Raw genomic sequence first — 18,381 nt, forward strand, 5'->3', positions numbered from 1 at the left:
TGAAAATAACATTAGCAAGCTATCTTTAACAATAAAAGATAGCTTGCTAATCAATTAAATGCTATACGTCTGATATTAAATATGCGTTTGACAGAGGCTATTTTACAGCTTCAGCGTTTTTAGCAGGTTCAGACTTTTTAATGTACTTGTTATAAATGGTATCGATGATTACTGCAATGGCGTTATCGCCCGAAACATTGCATGCTGTGCCAAAACTATCTTGTGTGATGTAAAGTGCAATCAGCAGGCTTGCAAGTGCGCTGTCTGAGCCGATACCAACCATCGGCAGGAACGGCAATGCCGACATAATCGAACCGCCGGGTGCGCCGGGAGAAGCAACCATAGCGATGCCAAGTGTCATAATAAACGGCACAATAATGCCAAGATTGATCGGCATATTGCTCATCAACAAAACACTGGTGACACAGCAGGTAATGGTAATCATACTGCCTGCCATATGGATGTTGGCGCACAAAGGAATGACAAAGTTGCGAATCTCTTTGCTAACGCCATTGTTTTCTGCACAGGTAAGGTTAACAGGGATAGACGCTGCCGAGGATTGTGTGCCGATGGCTGCCAAGTAGCCGGGAACTTGATTTTTCAGCATTTGGATTACATTCTTTTTGCAGGTAGTGCCCGATACAACGAACAAAAACAGCAAGTAGAGCAGATGCAAAGAGATAACGACTAAGAATACCTTCCAAAGAACAGACAAAATGGTAAAGGTTTGTCCGCTTACGGTCATATTTGCGAATGTGCCCATGATGTAAAACGGCAGCAACGGGATAATAGCGGTGTTGAGCACTCTGTTGATAATCTTCGAGAACTCATTCATGAAGTTGTATGTCGTGTCGCCAATCTCTTTGCCTCGCATAGAGCTGATGCAAAGCCCCAGCAAGAATGCAAGAACCACTGCGGCGGTTACCTCCATAATGGGTGCAATCGGCACCGAAAAATAGGGTGCAAGCATTCCCGCCTCGGGGTCGCCAATCGAGTTGATTACGTCGGCACTGATGAATTTGGGGAATAGATTAATCGCTACAAAAAAGGCGATACTGCCCGATAGTAAAGTAGAGGCATACGAGATGCTTGCGGTGATGCCCAACAGCTTGCCTGCACCTTGGCTTAAGTCTGCAATGCCCATTGTAACAAAAGCTAAAATCATTAGTGGAATTACAAATTTCAAAAACGAGCTGAACAACGTAGAAAACGTGATAACTACGCGGATAAGTCCCTCCGGTAAAAAGCTGCCGATGAGAATACCCAACAGGATACCGATTAAGAGTTTCGACACTAATCCCAGTCGAAATTTCTTCTTTTCGCTTTGTTCCACAGTGTTGCTTTTCATAATATTACTCCTTTGCCAAATGTAATAATTTAGAAATAATGGTCGCTTTATAACAATGTATCATAAATCATATTTTAAAACAATACCCACACTGTTCTTTCTAGCAGGACGCAGTGTGGTTTTACGTCCTTGCACTGCGGATAATTGATAAAACCGCACACGCAAAAATAATTTGGCAAGCGGTGGTGTGGTACTGCACAACGCCTGCCAAATTTCACAATATCGATAATCTGCTTTTACGCACGGGATGCAACCGCTGCGGTAGCCGTGCCACGTACAAAAAACGTTTGCACCACTGCAATTCCACAACAAAAAAAGCAACCACCATTGTAAACTGCGCCCTGTCTATTTAACAGGGCGTGGTTCAAAGTGCTGTTTGCTTACTGTGTTTTACAAATATCCACAAAAAATTGTAATTAAGCTTGCTTTTTTCCATCATTCGCCATATAATGGTTTCAGAGGCACATAAAGTGCAAAGCAGGCACAGGGTGGTACGAACACCCTGCACCCTGTATACGGAGATGAGAGCTCCATACACAACGGCATAAAAGCCGCACGTTTGCATATCTATTATACGTCGAACAAACCCGTTTTGTAAAGCGTATTTGCAAATTTGCACTTGATTACTGGTGTTGTATGGGTAAACTCCATACAGCACTTTTTTGTTGCCTCGCGGATAAGCGATGGGGGGGCTACAACTCCCAACCAAACCACACTCCAAGTAGTTCCGTCACCCCTCCATCTTGCTTACTCCGTCGAGGAACGATTAAACCCCGCTGTACGTGTTGTATGGCGGGGTTTTTGTTTTATGCGCAACCGTACAAAAAACAATGCGCCGTACCCCTAACAGGAATACAACCAGAATATGGAATAATAATCTAATTGTGGTATAATATAAATAGGTAGATGCTCGCTTTTATAAAGTTGATATCATTATAAAGGAGATCGATGGCATGAAGAAGAAAACGGCATTTGTTCTCATCTGCATTCTGTTTTTATCCGCATTGAGTTTACAGTTGGTATCAGCAAACAAAGACGAAATCCCCACTGTTCTTGTCGGCGAATACGCCATAACCCCCCAGCAGGTAGAGGAAATAAACAATATGACTGTTTATTTCAAAGACCATATGGGTATGACCAAATACACCAATAAAGCAGATACACTCAATGCTTTGGTAACGCAAAGGGTGCTCTATCAATTATTTGATGAATACGACATTCAACTTTCTGCGCAGGATGAGGCGTATTGTGATAACTCCTTTGCCGAATTTGAAGAGTCTTACGAGCAGGCGATTGCCATGCAGAACGATAGCGAGATTGCTTACCGCAAAAAGTTACAAGAGCCGTTCGATGAGATGCGAAAGGCGTCGGGCATGACACAAAGCGAATTCGAACAATACTGTATTGATGGCGCGAAATACATCTTAAAGCGCAAGATGCTGGTGGATGAAAAGTTTGGCGGAGATAATAAAGCGCTCAAACGTGCGGTAGAAAATGCGGTAGCCAGCGGCAAAGTAAAAGTAACCACGCAAGACGGCAAGCCGTACAGGTTCAAAGCCATTGTAGAAACAAATAAAAAACCCCGCCGCACAAAAAACGAAAACGCAAGGGAAGAAGGCGTAACATTTTCGCTCGAATCCACACTGCAAAAGCCCGAATAAACGCAAAAAGGGGAGTGACTTTTAAGTCGCTCCCTCTTTTATATCAACTAGTTGTGTTGTTTTAAGTATTCTTTGCCGAGCATATCTGCGGTGAGCAAAGCGCTGTAAAGCTGTTCAGGTGTTACATCGCCCACCATGTTGTGGATGGTTTCGCCTGAGGCGCAGGCTTTTTCTGCGGCTATCATCACTCTGGAGTTGTCGGTAACGCCAAGCTCTTTGAGCGTGAGGGGCAGACCAACCGAATGGCAGAAATCCATCACTTCGTTGATCTCGTGCTTCGGTGCTGCCTCTAAAATCAACTGGGTAATCGTGCCGAACGCAACAATGCTTCCATGCATCGTGGCATCGCACTCCTGCAGGGCGGTAAAGCCGTTGTACACCGAGTGTGCCACAGCCAGTCCGCCGTTATCTGCACCAACACCGCTCAAATAGGTGTTTGCCTCAATAACTGCCTCCAAAGCAGGGGTGAGCAGCTTTTGCTCGCACGCAATTTTTGCCTGAGCACCGTATTCCAGCAGAGTTTCGTAGCAAAGCTTGCACAACGCGGTTGCAGAGCGCGAAACGCCGCCGTTTTCGAGGCTCGGTGCATCGGTTCTTACACAAGCGCGCGCCTCAAAATAGGTAGCCAATGCGTCGCCCATACCTGCAACCAAAAATTTAGCAGGGGCATTTGCAATCACTTTGCTGTCTACAATAACTGCCTCGGGGTTTCTGGGGTAGAACAGGTAGCTGTTAAATGTGCCATCGTCGTTGTAAATAACCGATAGACCGGTGCAGGGGGCATCGGTGGCGCATACGGTGGGTACAATCACAACGGGGACATGCTCGTAAAAAGCGGTTGCTTTTGCGGTATCGATGGCAGAACCGCCACCTACGCCGACAACCACTTCGATGTTGTTTTGTTTTACGATGCTGCGCATCTTTTCAATTTCGCCTACTGAGCTGACGCCGCCGAACACCTCGTAGATACGGCTGCAATCTGTATTTTCAAAGCTCTTTTCAATTTTTGCATGGCAGCTTTTGTGTCCGCTGTTCGAGCAGATGAACAAAAAGCGTTTGCCCAAATCCTTTGTTTCAGCATAAAACTGGTAGAGAGCGTTTTCTCCCTGTACATATTTAAGCGGTGCACGCATAAGTTTAATTCTTGCCATTTTATTTTTCTCCTTTGGTTTGAAAGATCTGTTTTATTGTACAGCCTTGATAAATTATTGTCAATCTAACAGAGAGAAAAATGGCGAGGCTTGATATATTGTTTTTGCATAGCATGTATCTCATATATATCTAGTTGCGCATTCTGGTGGAAAGTGCACATAAAACCCCCCGCCTAATTTTAGGCGGGGGGTTCATGGGCTGATGCAAATATCTACGTACCTGCTTTGCTTGCTTTAAATACAACCACCAATAAGCAGCTTGCAGCAAACAACGCTATACCTTGAAATAAAGAATCGTAGACAGAAAGTATCTTATCATGAATAGAAATGGTATTAACGTTATATTTCAAAGCATAGCTGTTCCATCCATCATTTACTCCAATAACCTCATCATTTAAACCAGCCTGATAAGATTTTAATACTTTGTATCGTGGGAAGATAAAATGTTTTTTTAAAACAGTTATATAAGTTTGTTGGTTCATCTGTGTTAAATAGATAGATGAGTGGCTTTCGTCTATTGAGTGTATGATTTTATAGGGTTGTGGCTGCAATTCGTACTTTTTGGTTAGATATTGTTTGACGCTCTGTTCTTTTTGAGAACTGTTGTAGGGGTACATTGCAGCCCCCCACAATGCATAGCCAAGAATAGCAAGTACCAGTATAAGAATCAAATATTTCTTTCTGATTAATACGTTTTTTAACCAGTTCAAAATTAGCTCCAGCTTACAATATCAAAAGTAGAATATGCGAACATCTCATTATGTAACCATACGCCTAAAGCCTGGGTTCCCCAATCTTGGGGTACATATCCTTCATAATATGTTTCACCCGTGTAGTAGTCAGTGTCGGTAACATAATATTTATACCCGTAAACGGTTTTGGTGTGCCCCGAGTATGTGGTATCAACAAGTTTCATGTTGTATGTGGTTTTATCGCAAGCCACTGTAGTGGAAAGCGCATTTGATAAAAAGCCGCCTGCTACTGTAATACCTGCACTTACCAGTAAGCGTTTTAAAAAAGTAGCAGTAAGAGCTTTGGGAAGATTAATAGCACCTACAACAATTGATATGAGATCAACCAATTTGCCTGCAAAAGATTTAATCGTGTAGGTAGTAGGACCGGATGTGTTTTCGGTATAAGATACTCTTAAACCATATCTTAATGTACCTTCATAAACAAGAGTTCTGTAGTTGATGGTTCCTAAAGTGGTACTGCCGGAATAAGCCGAAAAGGCTCGTGAAGGATTATTTTGCACCGAGATATAATCTTTTATGTTTAGCTGTGTCTCTTTTGCTTTGGGCGCATTCAAAGCAGAAGAAGAGGCAGTTTCATTATATACGGTTTTATAGACGATATCAGGGGTTACAGCTTTAATTACATTGCGGTCTGTCATTACATTGTTTAAATACTGTGTAAATACTTGATCGCCATTTGCTTTTGTTTCATAATCTACTCGTACAACACCGCCCGAATCATCTTTCATTTCTATTAAAGTACCTGTATCTCTACTGCCAGTGAACCCAGCAGCGCTGGCAGGAACGGAAAACGTAAACACCATTGCAAATACCAAAACCAAACTGATAACTTTTTTCAACATATTTTTCATCCTTTCTTATTTTGGCCTTTGAATCAGTTCCTTTTAAATTTAATAACCCATTGGAATCTCCCCCTTAAATGTCTTTCATATAGGGAACCAATGAATTATGGGAATTATTACAATATTTACAAATAAATATAAAAATTCATTCTTTTGCATAAAAAAAGCTGATTATATTGTGCAAATTAATTGCATCAAATGTGGGTATAAGTTTAGCTTGATGATATATTCGTAAGATATGGTGAGACATAATTAATAACACCTGTGTATAGTTTAGTAAAACCAACTATACACAGGTGTTATTAATGGCAAACAATCAATATTAGTCTGAACGTAAAAAGAGCTTTGTCTAAAATCAATAAAGTGGACTCTGCCTTATTTTTCTATAAGGCTTTCCTGAACATCCAACTCACCTTGTTTACATTCATCACTTGGAACTTCATCCACGCCTTCCGTGCTGCTCGGCATAAACAGAATCTTAATTGTCATCAAAATCAACTTGATATCTAGCAGAATAGAATAACGCTCAATGTACATCAGGTCTAGCTTTAATTTGTCGTATGGTGTAGTATTATATTTGCCCAATACTTGGGCATAACCGGTAAGCCCTGCTTGCACCTTTAACCGGAAGCGAAACTCAGGGATTGTTTCTTCGTATTGCTGCGCGATTTCAGGCCGTTCGGGGCGTGGCCCTACCACAGACATATCACCTTTTAAAATGTTGATAAACTGCGGCAGCTCATCAATACGAAGTTTGCGGATAAAGCGCCCAATCGGGGTAATTCTTACATCGTTTTTACTAGCCAGGCAGGCACCGCTTTGATTTTCAGCATCAACAATCATGCTACGAAATTTGTATAACGGAAAAACTCTACCGTCTTTTGTAAAGCGCAGCTGTTTATAAAAAACAGGTCCACGGTCATACAGTTTGATTGCAATTGCAGTTAAAACCATAAACGGGAAACACAAAAGAAGGGCGATGGATGCGAAAAGCAAATCAAAGAGCCGTTTTATAAGTTGCTGCTCAAAAGTCAATCCCAAATTACGGCAGAGCAGGAGGGGAGTGTCAAACAAATGATTCTCCGTAGCTCCCCGTACAATGGTATCCGAAATTTTAGGGGTCAAATACGTACGGATAGAATTATCAAAACAGTACTTCAAAATGCGGTTGCGCGCTTCTGCTTTGACATCGCAGATAATGACCGAATCGTAATCGACTATGCGTTCAAACACATTATCAATACCATCTTCAATGTTAACCATTTCGGCTATTTCATACTTATCTGTACGCGTGTTCATTTTATTTATCAGACTTTCAGCCGAGCCTTTGCCGAAAATTACAAGCATTTTATGCGGGGGATAGAGTTTTTGATACAAATTGTGCGCTGAGACGGCCCAAATCAAAATGCACACAATATCGGCAACTGTGAGGATAATCATCGGAAATACCGATAAGAAATGCCTTCCCATCAAACTAATTTGAAGATAGGTTACACCGTTAACGAAAAGTGCCGATAATATAGATGAGTAAATAACATCCCCGCGTTTGAGAAATCCGATTTTATAGCCGCCGTAGATATTGGTAAACGTAAAAGATAACAGCGAATAAACAGCAATAACAAGCCAGTTGCCCTTGCGAAAGAAGGGAAACCATATAGCGTCATCGTAGTATGTATACCAAATAAAACCCCAAAGCGCTGTAATAATGGCAAGTATTGTAAAAGAAGTGAAGAGCATAATGAGGCGCTTATATTGTTTTTTACTATTCATGTCAGTTGCTCCTAAATATTTAACTTCCTATTTTAGACAATTGATGATTCTATCATTTTATATAATACTGCAAAGAATGTCAAACAAAGAGTCCGTTATTAAGATATCTTACGAGATTTAGCATTGCTTCACAATAGGGTAACAAATATAAAAAACTTTGAGTGTGATGATTCTTTTATTTCAGACATTTTGTTGCAATATCATTATATATTCTATATAATGGAAAAGAATTGTTGAATTATAAACAAAACTCCAACGAAATAATAGTGCGAATTGTATTGCATAATATTTTTAGATTAGAATGGATTAAAGTGTAAGGAGGTGCAAAAACTGAAGGAAATTATTATAATATCTAGTTTCGTACCTGGGCATAATCGTTCTCCTGTATCTGTAAATAAAAAAATGGTTCAACTATGTAGTTATGTATTCGACAAAGTTACGTTTATTACTTCAAATTATCCGCCAGAAGAAATTAAAGAATTACATTCAGATAAAATTAAACTCAAAAATATTAATCTCAATTTCAATTCCAATAATATTTTGAAAACAATATTGAATTATATTATTATGCAAATTCAAATTCCAAAAATTGTAAAAAAAAGTTTAAGTGATAATAGTTATATCATGTTTTGGCTTTCAGGACCTATGATTATTCCGTTTCTATATTGTAAGCTGAAGAGACTTCCTATAATAGGATTTTTATATGGAAACAGTCGCTATAAATCAGATCACAAAAATTTATTTAATTACTTAAAAGCGGCGTTAATGAAATTTATAGCTCTTAATTCAGACTATATTTGTGTCGAATCAAGGGGAGTGGCCAGACATTGGAATATTGATTTTGATAAGAAACAAATGAATGAAATCCATTTGTTTGTAGATACAACACGTTTTAAAGAAATGAAACCCTATATCGAAAGAAAAATGATAATTGGAATGTGTTGTAGATTAGTACCGAGTAAAAAAGTACTTGAATCGATTTGTGCTTTTCATTTATTAAAAGATGATTTTCCTGAGATGCGCTTACAAATAGCTGGTAATGGTCCATTGTTTAATGAATGTCAAGAATTAATAAAAGTACTTGGTGAGTCGGATCGAATAGATTTACTTGGTTGGATTGAAAATCAAAACTTACCAATTTATTTTAACGAATGGAGATTACTTCTGAATCCAACAAACTATGAAGGTCTGCCTAATTCTTTAATTGAAAGTATGTGTTGTGGAACTCCTTCATTATCTTCAATAGTAGGTGGAATTGAAGATGTAATAATAGATGAAAAAACTGGTTGGAAATTAGAAGATTCGTCACCAGAAGGCATTGCTCAGTCTTTAAAATCAATTCTAAAGACTGATAATTGTATAGAAATTTCTAAGGCTGCACGAGAATTTGTGAATAAAAAATATTCTTACGATAGTAGCTTGAAGAATTTACGCAAATTTATGGATCTATTAATTTAAAGGTGGAAAAAGACTTGGTTAAAAGAATTGAAGAAAATATAAAAGTTTTTTTAAAATACAGTACATTATTAAAAGAATTAGTAATTAGAGACATTAAAGTTCGTTACAGAAAATCAGTATTGGGGCTGTTATGGACAGTTCTAAATCCTTTATTAATGATGGTAGTTATCACAATAGTTTTTTCTACTATTTTTAAACAAAACATACCCAATTTCCCCATATATTATTTGAGCGGCTCGTTAATTTTTTCTTTTAACTCAGAATCTACCAGTAATGCAATGTATGCTATTATTGGTAATGCATCGCTTATAAAAAAAGTTTATATTCCCAAATATCTATTCCCGTTATCTAAGACAGTATCGGGTTTGGTTAATTTGGGTTTTTCTTTTATAGCTATGGTTTTTGTAATGATTATTACTAATGCACCTTTTTATCCAACACTACTCCTGCTACCCATTCCTATTGTCTATACTTTTATTTTTTCCACAGGTTTGGGACTTTTTTTGGGTGCTTTTGCAGTTTATTTTAGGGACATTTGCCATTTTTATGGAGTATTTATTTTAGCTTGGACTTATCTCACTCCAATATTCTATCCTGTTGAAATTTTGCCTCCTACAGTATTAACACTTATGAAGTTAAATCCGATGTACCATTATGTAGGATACTTTAGAGATTTAATTCTTTATGGTATAGTTCCTGGCATGAGAACAAATTTTTATTGCATTGTTATTTCCCTTATTACATTTATTGTTGGTGTAATAGTATTTTATAAAAAACAAGATAATTTTGTCTTATATATTTAGGGAGCGTAATGTTATGATTAGGGTCGACAATATTTCTATGCTATTTAATATGAGCACAGAACGTGTGGATAATATAAAAGAATATGTTGTTCGTTTATTCAAAGGTAATTTACATTTTCAGCAATTTTGGGCATTGCAAAATATATCTTTTCATTTAGATAAAGGAGATGCATTGGGAATTGTTGGGCTAAATGGTTCCGGAAAGAGTACACTGTTAAAATTAATAGCTGGAGTTTTAAAGCCAACTAAAGGCTCTATAGCAATATATGGAAATATTGCTCCTCTTATTGAACTGGGGGCTGGTTTTGATGCTGATCTATCTGCTAGGGAAAATATCTTTTTGAATGGTGCAATTCTAGGGTATTCACATGATTATATGGAAAAAAGGTTCGATAGCATAATTAAATTTGCAGAATTAGAAAACTTTATAGATATACCAATAAAAAACTATTCTTCAGGGATGACCGCTCGTCTTGGATTTGCCATTGCAACAATGAACCAACCCGATATTCTAATTTTAGATGAAGTATTGGCAGTAGGAGATTATAAATTTCAAGAAAAAAGTTTTGCAAGAACAAAAGAAATCATAGATAAAGGTGCTACTGTTCTTTTTGTCTCCCATTCAATAGATCAGGTACAAAAATTATGCAATAAAGCACTTTGGTTAGAAAAAGGTCAAATAAAAATGTTAGGAGATTCTAAAACAGTGTGTGAAGCATATTCAAGAATATAAACATAATGGTAATTGAGGAGATAATATGGAAAAATTGAAGTTATTGTTTGTAATTACTCAATTCTATAAAGGTGGAGCAGAGATAGCACTATTAAATTTATTTAAATCGCTTTCGCCCGATTGCTATGAAGTTGATTTTCTAATATTTGACCAAATTGAAATAAAATCTGCAGTTTCTCTAATACCTCAACTTCCCAAGTGGATAAATGTATGCAATGCTGCGCAAAATGAGGGGAATACTGCTTATCTAAAAAAAGCAATAACTAAAATATATCGTAAACTAACCAAAAGACAGCTTTATAGAAAAAATGCCTATAACTTTGTGAATAAAGAACATTATGATTATGCTTTTTCATATGGAGAATGGATGTCTCCGGAATTTGTTGCTACGAAAGTAAACGCTGATTATAAAGCTGTATGGATACATACCGATATTGATAAAGCGCAATTTGTAGATGATAAAATATTGTTTGGATGGGATAAACATTTTAAAGGATACATTTTTGTATCTAATTTGTCAAAAAAGAGTGCAATTAATAAATATCCGTTTCTATATAATCGATCTCACGTAATTCATAATATGTGTGATGATTTAAAAATAATAGAAAAGTCTAGAGAATCTTTGAATTTTAAAATAGAACCCAATATTCCTGTTTTACTTACCGTTGCAAATGTAAGACCTGAGAAAAATCATATTCGTCAAATTGAAGCGATGAAACTTCTGAAAGAGCAGGGTATAGATTTTATTTGGTTAAATATTGGATGCGCTGCCAATCCCTTTCTAAAACACAGGATAGATAATCTTATAAAAACATATAAGCTTGAAAATAGATTTTTGTTTTTAGGAGCTCAATCCAATCCATATAAATATATGGTGCATAGTGATGCCGTTTGCGTACTTTCAGATTTCGAATCTTGGTCAATTGTAATAACGGAAGCAAAAATACTAGGCATTCCCGTAATAGCAACAAAAACCTCTGGTGCTGTGGAACAATTGGAGAATGGGCGAACAGGAGTCCTGTGTAATTTTTCCGTCGAGGATATTTCAAAAAAGATAAAGGTATTCTTAATGCACTCAGAATTTAAGAGCAAAATACATAGTAATGTTCAGGGGTTTACAACTAAGCAGGCAGTTTTACTAGAATTTGAAAATTTTGTTTTCAAAAGGAATTAATTTTAAGGTGGTATATATGAAAAAACTTCTTTATTTTATTGATGATTTGAATTATATGGGTGGTGCACATATTGCCACTTATAATCAAATAGAATATCTTTTATCTACAAGAAAGTATCAAATTTCTATTGCATCGGCATCGTCCCCATCCGAACTCTTAAAAAAAAAATTCCCTGAAATTCAATTTTTTCATGTAAAAGATTTTGAAAGCAAAAATGAGATTCAGTTACTATTTTTAAAGTTCCAACAAATATTCTCAAATCCCACTTTCACTATCAAAAAGAGACTAAAAAAATTCATAACGTCAATTTACTCTAAATTATATGATCATAACAAAACTTCTTCCAATTTGATTTCTACTGCTAAATGCAAGCAAGAAGTATTATCCTTGATTGGTATGTATGATATTGTTTGTGTTCCTTTTGAAAACTCTTGTTTTAGAGACCTAATTGCAGAATCAAAATGCAATCGAAAAATACAATGGATTCATATTGATTACATTACATGGAAAAACACAAATGCTGCCACAAAATTAATTTCAAAGGATGATTACATCAGATATCAACAATTTAATCAAATAGTCTTTGTATCTTTTGCGGCAAGAAGAGGTTTTTTGTCCCTTTTTCCAGATCTCCAGAATAAATGTGCTGTTTGCTATAATTTAATGGATATAAATCGCATTAAAATGCTAGCTAATCAACCTATTCCTAAATTAGATAGTAAAAAAGGAGGAAAGATTAATCGATTAGTAACAGTGGCTAGGTTGGAAGATATACAGAAGGGTATTAAACGTACTCTTAATGTAGCAAAACGATTGTTAGATGAGGGATTTGCCTTTGAATGGTTAATTATTGGTGATGGACCTGACGAGAAAATGTTAAAGAGATACGCTTCCGATTTAAAGTTGGAGTCATGTGTGTTTTGGATAGGACACACTGATAATCCATTTGCATATATAAAGCAAGCTGATTTGTTTGCATTGTTTTCTTATTATGAGGGTATTCCAAACACCATTTTTGAGTCCCTGATTATAGGTACTCCAGTTATTGCGACTGGTATCAGCGGGATAAAGGAGCAACTTGAAGGTGGATGGGGTTATATAGTAGAAAATGATACTGAGAGCATTTACTTGGGGCTTTCTGATTTATTGCGCAATCCACAAAAAATTGCACAGATCCGGCAAAAGCTAAAAGATTATCAATATGATAATGAAAGTATTCAAAAAGAATTAGATATCATAATGCATTATCAGAATGGCTATTATAATGGGGTAGTGGAGGAAAATATGAAAGTTTCTATAATTGTTCCTGTTTATAATGTTGAAAAGTACTTGGAAAAATGTCTGGATTCATTAATAGCACAAACGATAGATGAAATGGAAATTATTGTTGTAAATGATGGCTCTACTGACAGTTCTCAAAAGATTATTGATTATTATCAGAAGTTGTATCCCAATAAAGTTAGAGGATTTTCAAAAAAAAATGGTGGCTTGGGAGATGCGAGAAACTATGGCCTTCAATATGCGAAAGGTCGATACGTTTCTTTTATTGATAGTGATGATTGGGTAACTCCTGAGATGATGCAACATATGTACCAAAAAGGGGTGGAAAATAACGCCTCCATTGTTCTATGTGATATTTATGGGGTAGATGATCAAACAAACCACACTATTGTTGAGCGTGCACCTTTTGATAAGGAAGGAATTCTAGACCGAAAACAAGCAGTACTACTTTCTACTCGCCCTGTAGCGGTTTCTGCTTGTACTAAACTATTTAAACAAGATATCTTTAAGCGCTTTCAGTTTCCTTTGGGATGGTATGAAGATTTAGCAATTATGACAACTATATTTTCTTATATTGAGCGAATTTATTACTTAAGAGAGCCTCATTACTACTATCGTTGGAATCGAGTTGGCTCTATACAAAGCCAAAAATCGTCTCCCAAAACTTTAGAAATACTCAATTCACAACAACGAGTTTTGAATACATGCAATCCGGAATTTGCCTTAGAAGCTAATTATGCTATTTATGACCATTCCGCTCGTATGTATGCTTCTTTCCCAGTGTATAGGGCTCAAATATTAACCTTTATTGAACAGAATATTTGTTGCTTCGAAGGAAATCCCCACGTAGAATGGGCTATTGAAAATGGTATACATCCACGTCTTTTTAGTAAAGAAAAAATTCCTAAAAAAATTCATTATTGTTGGTTTGGCAAAGGTGAAAAAGGAAAGGTGGTTCTTGATTGTATTGAAAGCTGGAAAAAAATATTATCAGACTATGAAATTGTTGAATGGAACGAGAGCAATTGTGACATTCAAGAAACTCCCTATGTAGCAGAAGCATATCAACAAAAGAAGTGGGCTTATGTATCAGATTATTTCCGTTTTAAAGCACTATATGAATATGGTGGTATTTATTTAGACACTGATGTGATGGTTTATTCAACTTTAGATTCTATGCTTTTTTATGATGCTTTCTTTGCTTTTGAGACATATATGTATGTTCATGGAGGGATTATTGGAGCTAAACCCAAACGACCTATTATTCAATCTATTCTTGAGGGATACAGGAAGGAGCAATATTTTAATGTAGAAAAACACTTAACAGTATGCCATAGAATAACTGAATCATTGCTGAGCTATGGGCTATATCAAAATGGTAAACTTCAAATAATTAAACACAACATTGCTATATTTCCTGCTAATATACTTACAGTTGATTTTAGCGATGGTGAATGTATAGCCGAACATTTATATAACGCCTCTTGGTTGCATAATAAACGGGATAATAAAAGTTTTAAATATGAAGTTATGAAGCATTATTTTACCTATCCCTTAATGCATGCCAACCAATCTAATATAGTAGATGTACATGCTGCGGTTCTGCCTCCTTATCAGATGGTGGATAAAACCATCGATACTTATGGTATTAAAATAGTGATGCGACAACTCTTGAAAGCTGTAATCCAAAGAATATTACCAACTAGAATATATCAAGTTCTCACTCGATATATCCATAGGTAGAATTTCTAAATGAACAGAGGAATTTCTAAATGAATTATAGAAAAGACCTAAGGGCAATTCTTGCGCATATTTGGCCATTCAACTGCTTTATCTCAAGGCTGGATTGTTTGTATTCCGAAGTGACGCAACTCCAAGAGCGACTTGATTGTATGAACGAAGAGCTGAACGCTCGGTTGTTACAACTGCAGAAATCAAATTTCGAGAATCGCAGTTTAAATACATACAATGATTTAATGCGGCAAGAGCTTACAGAATCATATACGAATAACTATTTACTTACCGAAAAGAATGCAACCCTCCAGGACGAAATACGTGCGTTAAGCTCTGAAAAAAAAGAAATACAAAGAGTTAACGTACTTTTAAAAAAACAGCTTGATGTCCATAATAATTTTCATAAAATAGGCAGTTCATCGGCATTTTGGGAAGAGATATATGCAAATGGGGGGAATTCGGGAACTGGTTCTTATAATCGTTTGGCGAAATTTAAAGCGGAGGTCGTCAACACTTTCTTGAAGGAACAGGGTGTTTTGACCACAATTGAGTTTGGCTGTGGGGATGGTAGTCAGCTATCATTAATTAATTATCCGAATTATGTAGGTGTTGATGTATCCTCTAATATAATAGAAAAAAACAAAATAAAATTCATAAATGATAGGAAAAAAACTTTTTATTGTACATTTACAGAAAGAGATAAATATATAAATCAAAAATATGATTTATCCATTTCTATGGATGTTATTTTTCATTTACTAGAAGAGGATGTTTTTTCAAATTATATGAACGATCTTTTTAGTGTTTCAAAAAGATATGTTATTATTTACTCAAGTAACCATGAAGAATATACTAAATGGCCAGAATATCGCCATAGGAAATTTATGAGGTATATACAAGAAAATATAAAAGGGTGGATATTAAAACAGTTTATACCTAATAAATATCCTTATGTAATTGGGCGGGAAGAAGTTACTTCAGCCTCAGATTTTTATATTTTTGAGAGAATCCTATAAACAGGAGAATTACTTATGTTGTGGTTATCTGTATTAATGACACTTATTGACTAGGGAAATAAGAAAAGAGAGTATTTTCTATAAATCATAGGTCTAATTTTTGGGGGATGGAAGATTGGAACGTTTTAAATGCATTTGGACAGGTCTTTTCTGTCTTTGTGGTTCTTATTATTTAACTTGGTATATTGATAAAACTACATTAGAAACACTACTTCAAAGAATATTTGTATTCATCTATTTTTTGATTATACTCGGGCTGCTAGCGGTATTCTGGTTTAGATGTTTCAAGCTGCCTAAAATGACTTTTCGAAATAAAACCTTTAAAGTGCTATTGTCAATTATAGTAGCTGTAGTCACTTTAACAGGTGGATTTGAAATGTTTATCGGCAGGTATCAGCCAATGAACATATCGGTCACAGCATTAGGACAAGCAGGGAAAACCCATGAAGAACAGAAGGGTACGGAAGTTTGGATCAATCAAATTCTTGTAAAAGGTAAAACATATGATTTATCTCAGGTACCACTGACCGAAGGTTGGGAGTATCGGGAAGGAGTATTACTTTCTTATCAAAACCAACCCAATACACTAAAATTCCAACTGCCACCTGGGGAAAGGACGGAAATATCCTTTATATCCCATCCGTGGAGTGGCGAAGTGGTTATTAATAATGGGATACAAGAGCAAAAAATTGATCTCTATTCTTCGAGTGCTGGTGAACAGTATACTTTAAAGCTTCCCGGAGTTCCGAAAAAAATAGATATTCAAGGTGCAATAATAATTTTTTCATGTTTTCTACTGATATGCACAACAACTTTTTTCCTTATAGTCTGGGTGGTGCAAACTAAAAGTCCACTGAGTATAGTGGTCACCTTGCTAATTTTGTACTTCATTATAAGCTCATTGTTCGAAATTTCAACATTAACGCGTATCGTATTGCTTTTATTAACAATAGCTTGCGGGATAACTTTATCGTATTACCTTAAAATGATGCAGGAAGATAAGAAACAGAGCAAGCTTTATAAAGTTATGCTAATTTTAGTAACCTTATATTCGACTTTTGCATTTGTAGGGCATCAGCTATTTATGGCTGGCGATTTAATGATATTCACGCTTGTGGATGCTGCAAAATTTATGCTGGTGTCACTATTTATTTTTCCGTTTATTTGCAACATATTATATTTATTTGAAAAGGCAAATAAATATTTTTGCTCGCAGAATATTTTGTTTGCCCAAAAACAAAGATGCTATGTAAGGCTAATATCTTTTGCTATCTCTTTTTCCATATTGGTTTTTACTGCCCTATCCTGTTACCCGGCCAACATAACCTCAGATGGAATTGATCAATGGTTGCAAGCAAAGGGGTTGTGGCAGTTGAGCAACGCGCACCCTTTTGTCCATACATTCTTGCTTCGAGTGTGTAGTACGGTATGGGATAATCCATTTCTCGTAGTGATTTTGCAAATTGCAGCATTTGCAGGTATTTTATCAAGTTTTTTGACAATATTGTATGAACATGGACTAAACAAGCATGTTATTTTTGTTATTTCAGCTCTATTGTCGTTTCTGCCGAACAATTTACTGATGGTTACATTAATATCTAAAAACATACCCTTTGCGCTTGCTATTTGGTGGCTTATGATTCTTATGATTCGTTTGTTTGAAAATCCCCATCAGTTTTTTCATAAGCCTAGTAACTACATACAAATGATTTTGAGCATTTCCTTAATCGACTTATTGAGGCATAATGGATTTTTGGCAGTATATTCTACCTTAATTATGCTGGTCTTTGTTGGTATCAAATATAGGAAGCAAATTAAAGGGTTGGTGTTCATAGTAATAATTGGCGTGGTAGCTGTATTGCAAGTAGTAAAAGGGCCTGTGGCAACGACATTATCCGTGGGAAAGAGTACTTTTGTGGCGAGCAGTTCGTTTCTTTCACCGCTTGGCGCTGCATTAAAATATAAAATTTCTTTGCCGGATGATATTATATCAACTATGGAAAAAGTCTCACCCTTGGAGCAGTGGGTTGATACTTATGATAAATATAATCTTGATTTATTTCATTGGTCTCAGCCTAGACCAAATTTCCAGACAGTGTCCACAGAAGAGGCTTTTTCTATTTACATAAAAATGTTGTTTTCTCATCCGGAAATTATTATTAAGGACAGATTAGATCATATTGATTTGATTTGGAATGTTAGCAGACCTCGTGATAATTGGTATGGAACTTATGCTGTAGGAATGCATCCTCCGGCGGGAGCTGCAGATGCGTTGCCAGAATTGTTGCGTGCTGAGGATCGGCAGGGTGAAAATACCTATGAGTGGTACTATCATGACAATTTCTTAACCAAACCTTTGAACTTAGTTCTAGCACTTAGTAGTAAAGGGATTTTTGAAGTATTGATTTGGCGTAATGGTATATATATTGCTCTGTATTTCCTAACTTTGCTCTTTTCAATCAGTAGGAAGCAATACAAAACATTACTTATATCTATGCCGGCACTTATAACTCTGATTACACTTGTTTTGGTGATGGGGTGGCAAATATATCAGTATTTGTGGTTCTTCCCCTTTAGTGTTATAATGCTGATGCTTCACGCAATAATGACGTCTTCTAGAGGATAATGGCCAATAATTGGATGATATGGTTAGT

The 18,381-nt window shown here is 36.2% G+C and carries 14 protein-coding genes; 8 read left to right on the plus strand and 6 right to left on the minus strand.

Annotated elements, in window-relative coordinates:
* Window positions 1-97: 97 nt before the first annotated feature.
* On the minus strand, window positions 98-1,348 hold the full coding sequence (locus tag EDD70_RS14130; RefSeq protein ID WP_092756441.1) for a dicarboxylate/amino acid:cation symporter: 1,251 nt from the start codon (window positions 1,346-1,348) through the stop codon (window positions 98-100).
* Between the two features lie 60 nt (window positions 1,349-1,408).
* Complete coding sequence (locus EDD70_RS14135; protein ID WP_123811067.1) at window positions 1,409-1,660, minus strand: hypothetical protein; 252 nt, start codon at window positions 1,658-1,660, stop codon at window positions 1,409-1,411.
* Window positions 1,661-2,301: 641 nt separating this feature from the next.
* Here EDD70_RS14135 and EDD70_RS14140 point away from each other — a divergent pair.
* Entirely contained in the window at window positions 2,302-3,009 is a 708-nt protein-coding gene (locus tag EDD70_RS14140; RefSeq protein ID WP_092756673.1) for a hypothetical protein, read from the plus strand.
* Window positions 3,010-3,056: 47 nt separating this feature from the next.
* Here EDD70_RS14140 and EDD70_RS14145 read toward each other — a convergent pair whose 3' ends face one another.
* The 4 genes from EDD70_RS14145 to EDD70_RS14160 form a co-directional block, all read right to left on the minus strand.
* Window positions 3,057-4,160: a glycerol dehydrogenase gene (locus tag EDD70_RS14145; RefSeq protein WP_092756671.1), complete on the minus strand. Its 1,104-nt coding sequence runs from the start codon at window positions 4,158-4,160 to the stop codon at window positions 3,057-3,059.
* A gap of 212 nt (window positions 4,161-4,372) precedes the next feature.
* A complete protein-coding gene (locus EDD70_RS14150; protein ID WP_092756669.1) occupies window positions 4,373-4,870 on the minus strand; it encodes a hypothetical protein in 498 nt (165 codons plus the stop codon).
* Between the two features lie 2 nt (window positions 4,871-4,872).
* Window positions 4,873-5,757, minus strand: coding sequence for a hypothetical protein (locus EDD70_RS14155; protein ID WP_092756667.1), 885 nt, complete (start codon window positions 5,755-5,757; stop codon window positions 4,873-4,875).
* A gap of 375 nt (window positions 5,758-6,132) precedes the next feature.
* Complete coding sequence (locus tag EDD70_RS14160) at window positions 6,133-7,527, minus strand: sugar transferase (RefSeq protein WP_092756665.1); 1,395 nt, start codon at window positions 7,525-7,527, stop codon at window positions 6,133-6,135.
* Between the two features lie 321 nt (window positions 7,528-7,848).
* On the opposite strand from EDD70_RS14160, the gene EDD70_RS14165 reads away from it, so the two are divergent.
* The 7 genes from EDD70_RS14165 to EDD70_RS14195 all read left to right on the plus strand — a co-directional run bounded on the left by EDD70_RS14165 (window position 7,849) and on the right by EDD70_RS14195 (window position 18,353).
* The gene (locus EDD70_RS14165; RefSeq protein ID WP_092756663.1) at window positions 7,849-8,985 is read left to right on the plus strand and encodes a glycosyltransferase family 4 protein; all 1,137 of its coding nucleotides are present in this window, start codon (window positions 7,849-7,851) and stop codon (window positions 8,983-8,985) included.
* A gap of 14 nt (window positions 8,986-8,999) precedes the next feature.
* Window positions 9,000-9,788, plus strand: a complete 789-nt coding sequence (locus EDD70_RS14170) for an ABC transporter permease (protein ID WP_092756661.1) — start codon at window positions 9,000-9,002, stop codon at window positions 9,786-9,788.
* Between the two features lie 13 nt (window positions 9,789-9,801).
* Window positions 9,802-10,521 carry an ABC transporter ATP-binding protein gene (locus tag EDD70_RS14175; protein ID WP_092756659.1) on the plus strand — a complete coding sequence of 240 codons (720 nt, stop codon included), beginning with the start codon at window positions 9,802-9,804 and terminating at the stop codon, window positions 10,519-10,521.
* A 25-nt stretch (window positions 10,522-10,546) separates the two neighbouring features.
* A complete protein-coding gene (locus EDD70_RS14180) occupies window positions 10,547-11,695 on the plus strand; it encodes a glycosyltransferase (protein ID WP_092756657.1) in 1,149 nt (382 codons plus the stop codon).
* A gap of 16 nt (window positions 11,696-11,711) precedes the next feature.
* Window positions 11,712-14,720 (plus strand): glycosyltransferase, encoded by a 3,009-nt coding sequence (locus EDD70_RS14185; RefSeq protein WP_092756655.1) that lies wholly within the window; start codon window positions 11,712-11,714, stop codon window positions 14,718-14,720.
* A 29-nt stretch (window positions 14,721-14,749) separates the two neighbouring features.
* Window positions 14,750-15,727 (plus strand): hypothetical protein, encoded by a 978-nt coding sequence (locus tag EDD70_RS14190; protein ID WP_092756653.1) that lies wholly within the window; start codon window positions 14,750-14,752, stop codon window positions 15,725-15,727.
* A 115-nt stretch (window positions 15,728-15,842) separates the two neighbouring features.
* The gene (locus EDD70_RS14195; RefSeq protein WP_092756651.1) at window positions 15,843-18,353 is read left to right on the plus strand and encodes a hypothetical protein; all 2,511 of its coding nucleotides are present in this window, start codon (window positions 15,843-15,845) and stop codon (window positions 18,351-18,353) included.
* Window positions 18,354-18,381: the final 28 nt, after the last annotated feature.

The sequence above is a fragment of the Hydrogenoanaerobacterium saccharovorans genome, assembly GCF_003814745.1.
Classification (GTDB): domain Bacteria; phylum Bacillota; class Clostridia; order Oscillospirales; family Ruminococcaceae; genus Hydrogenoanaerobacterium; species Hydrogenoanaerobacterium saccharovorans.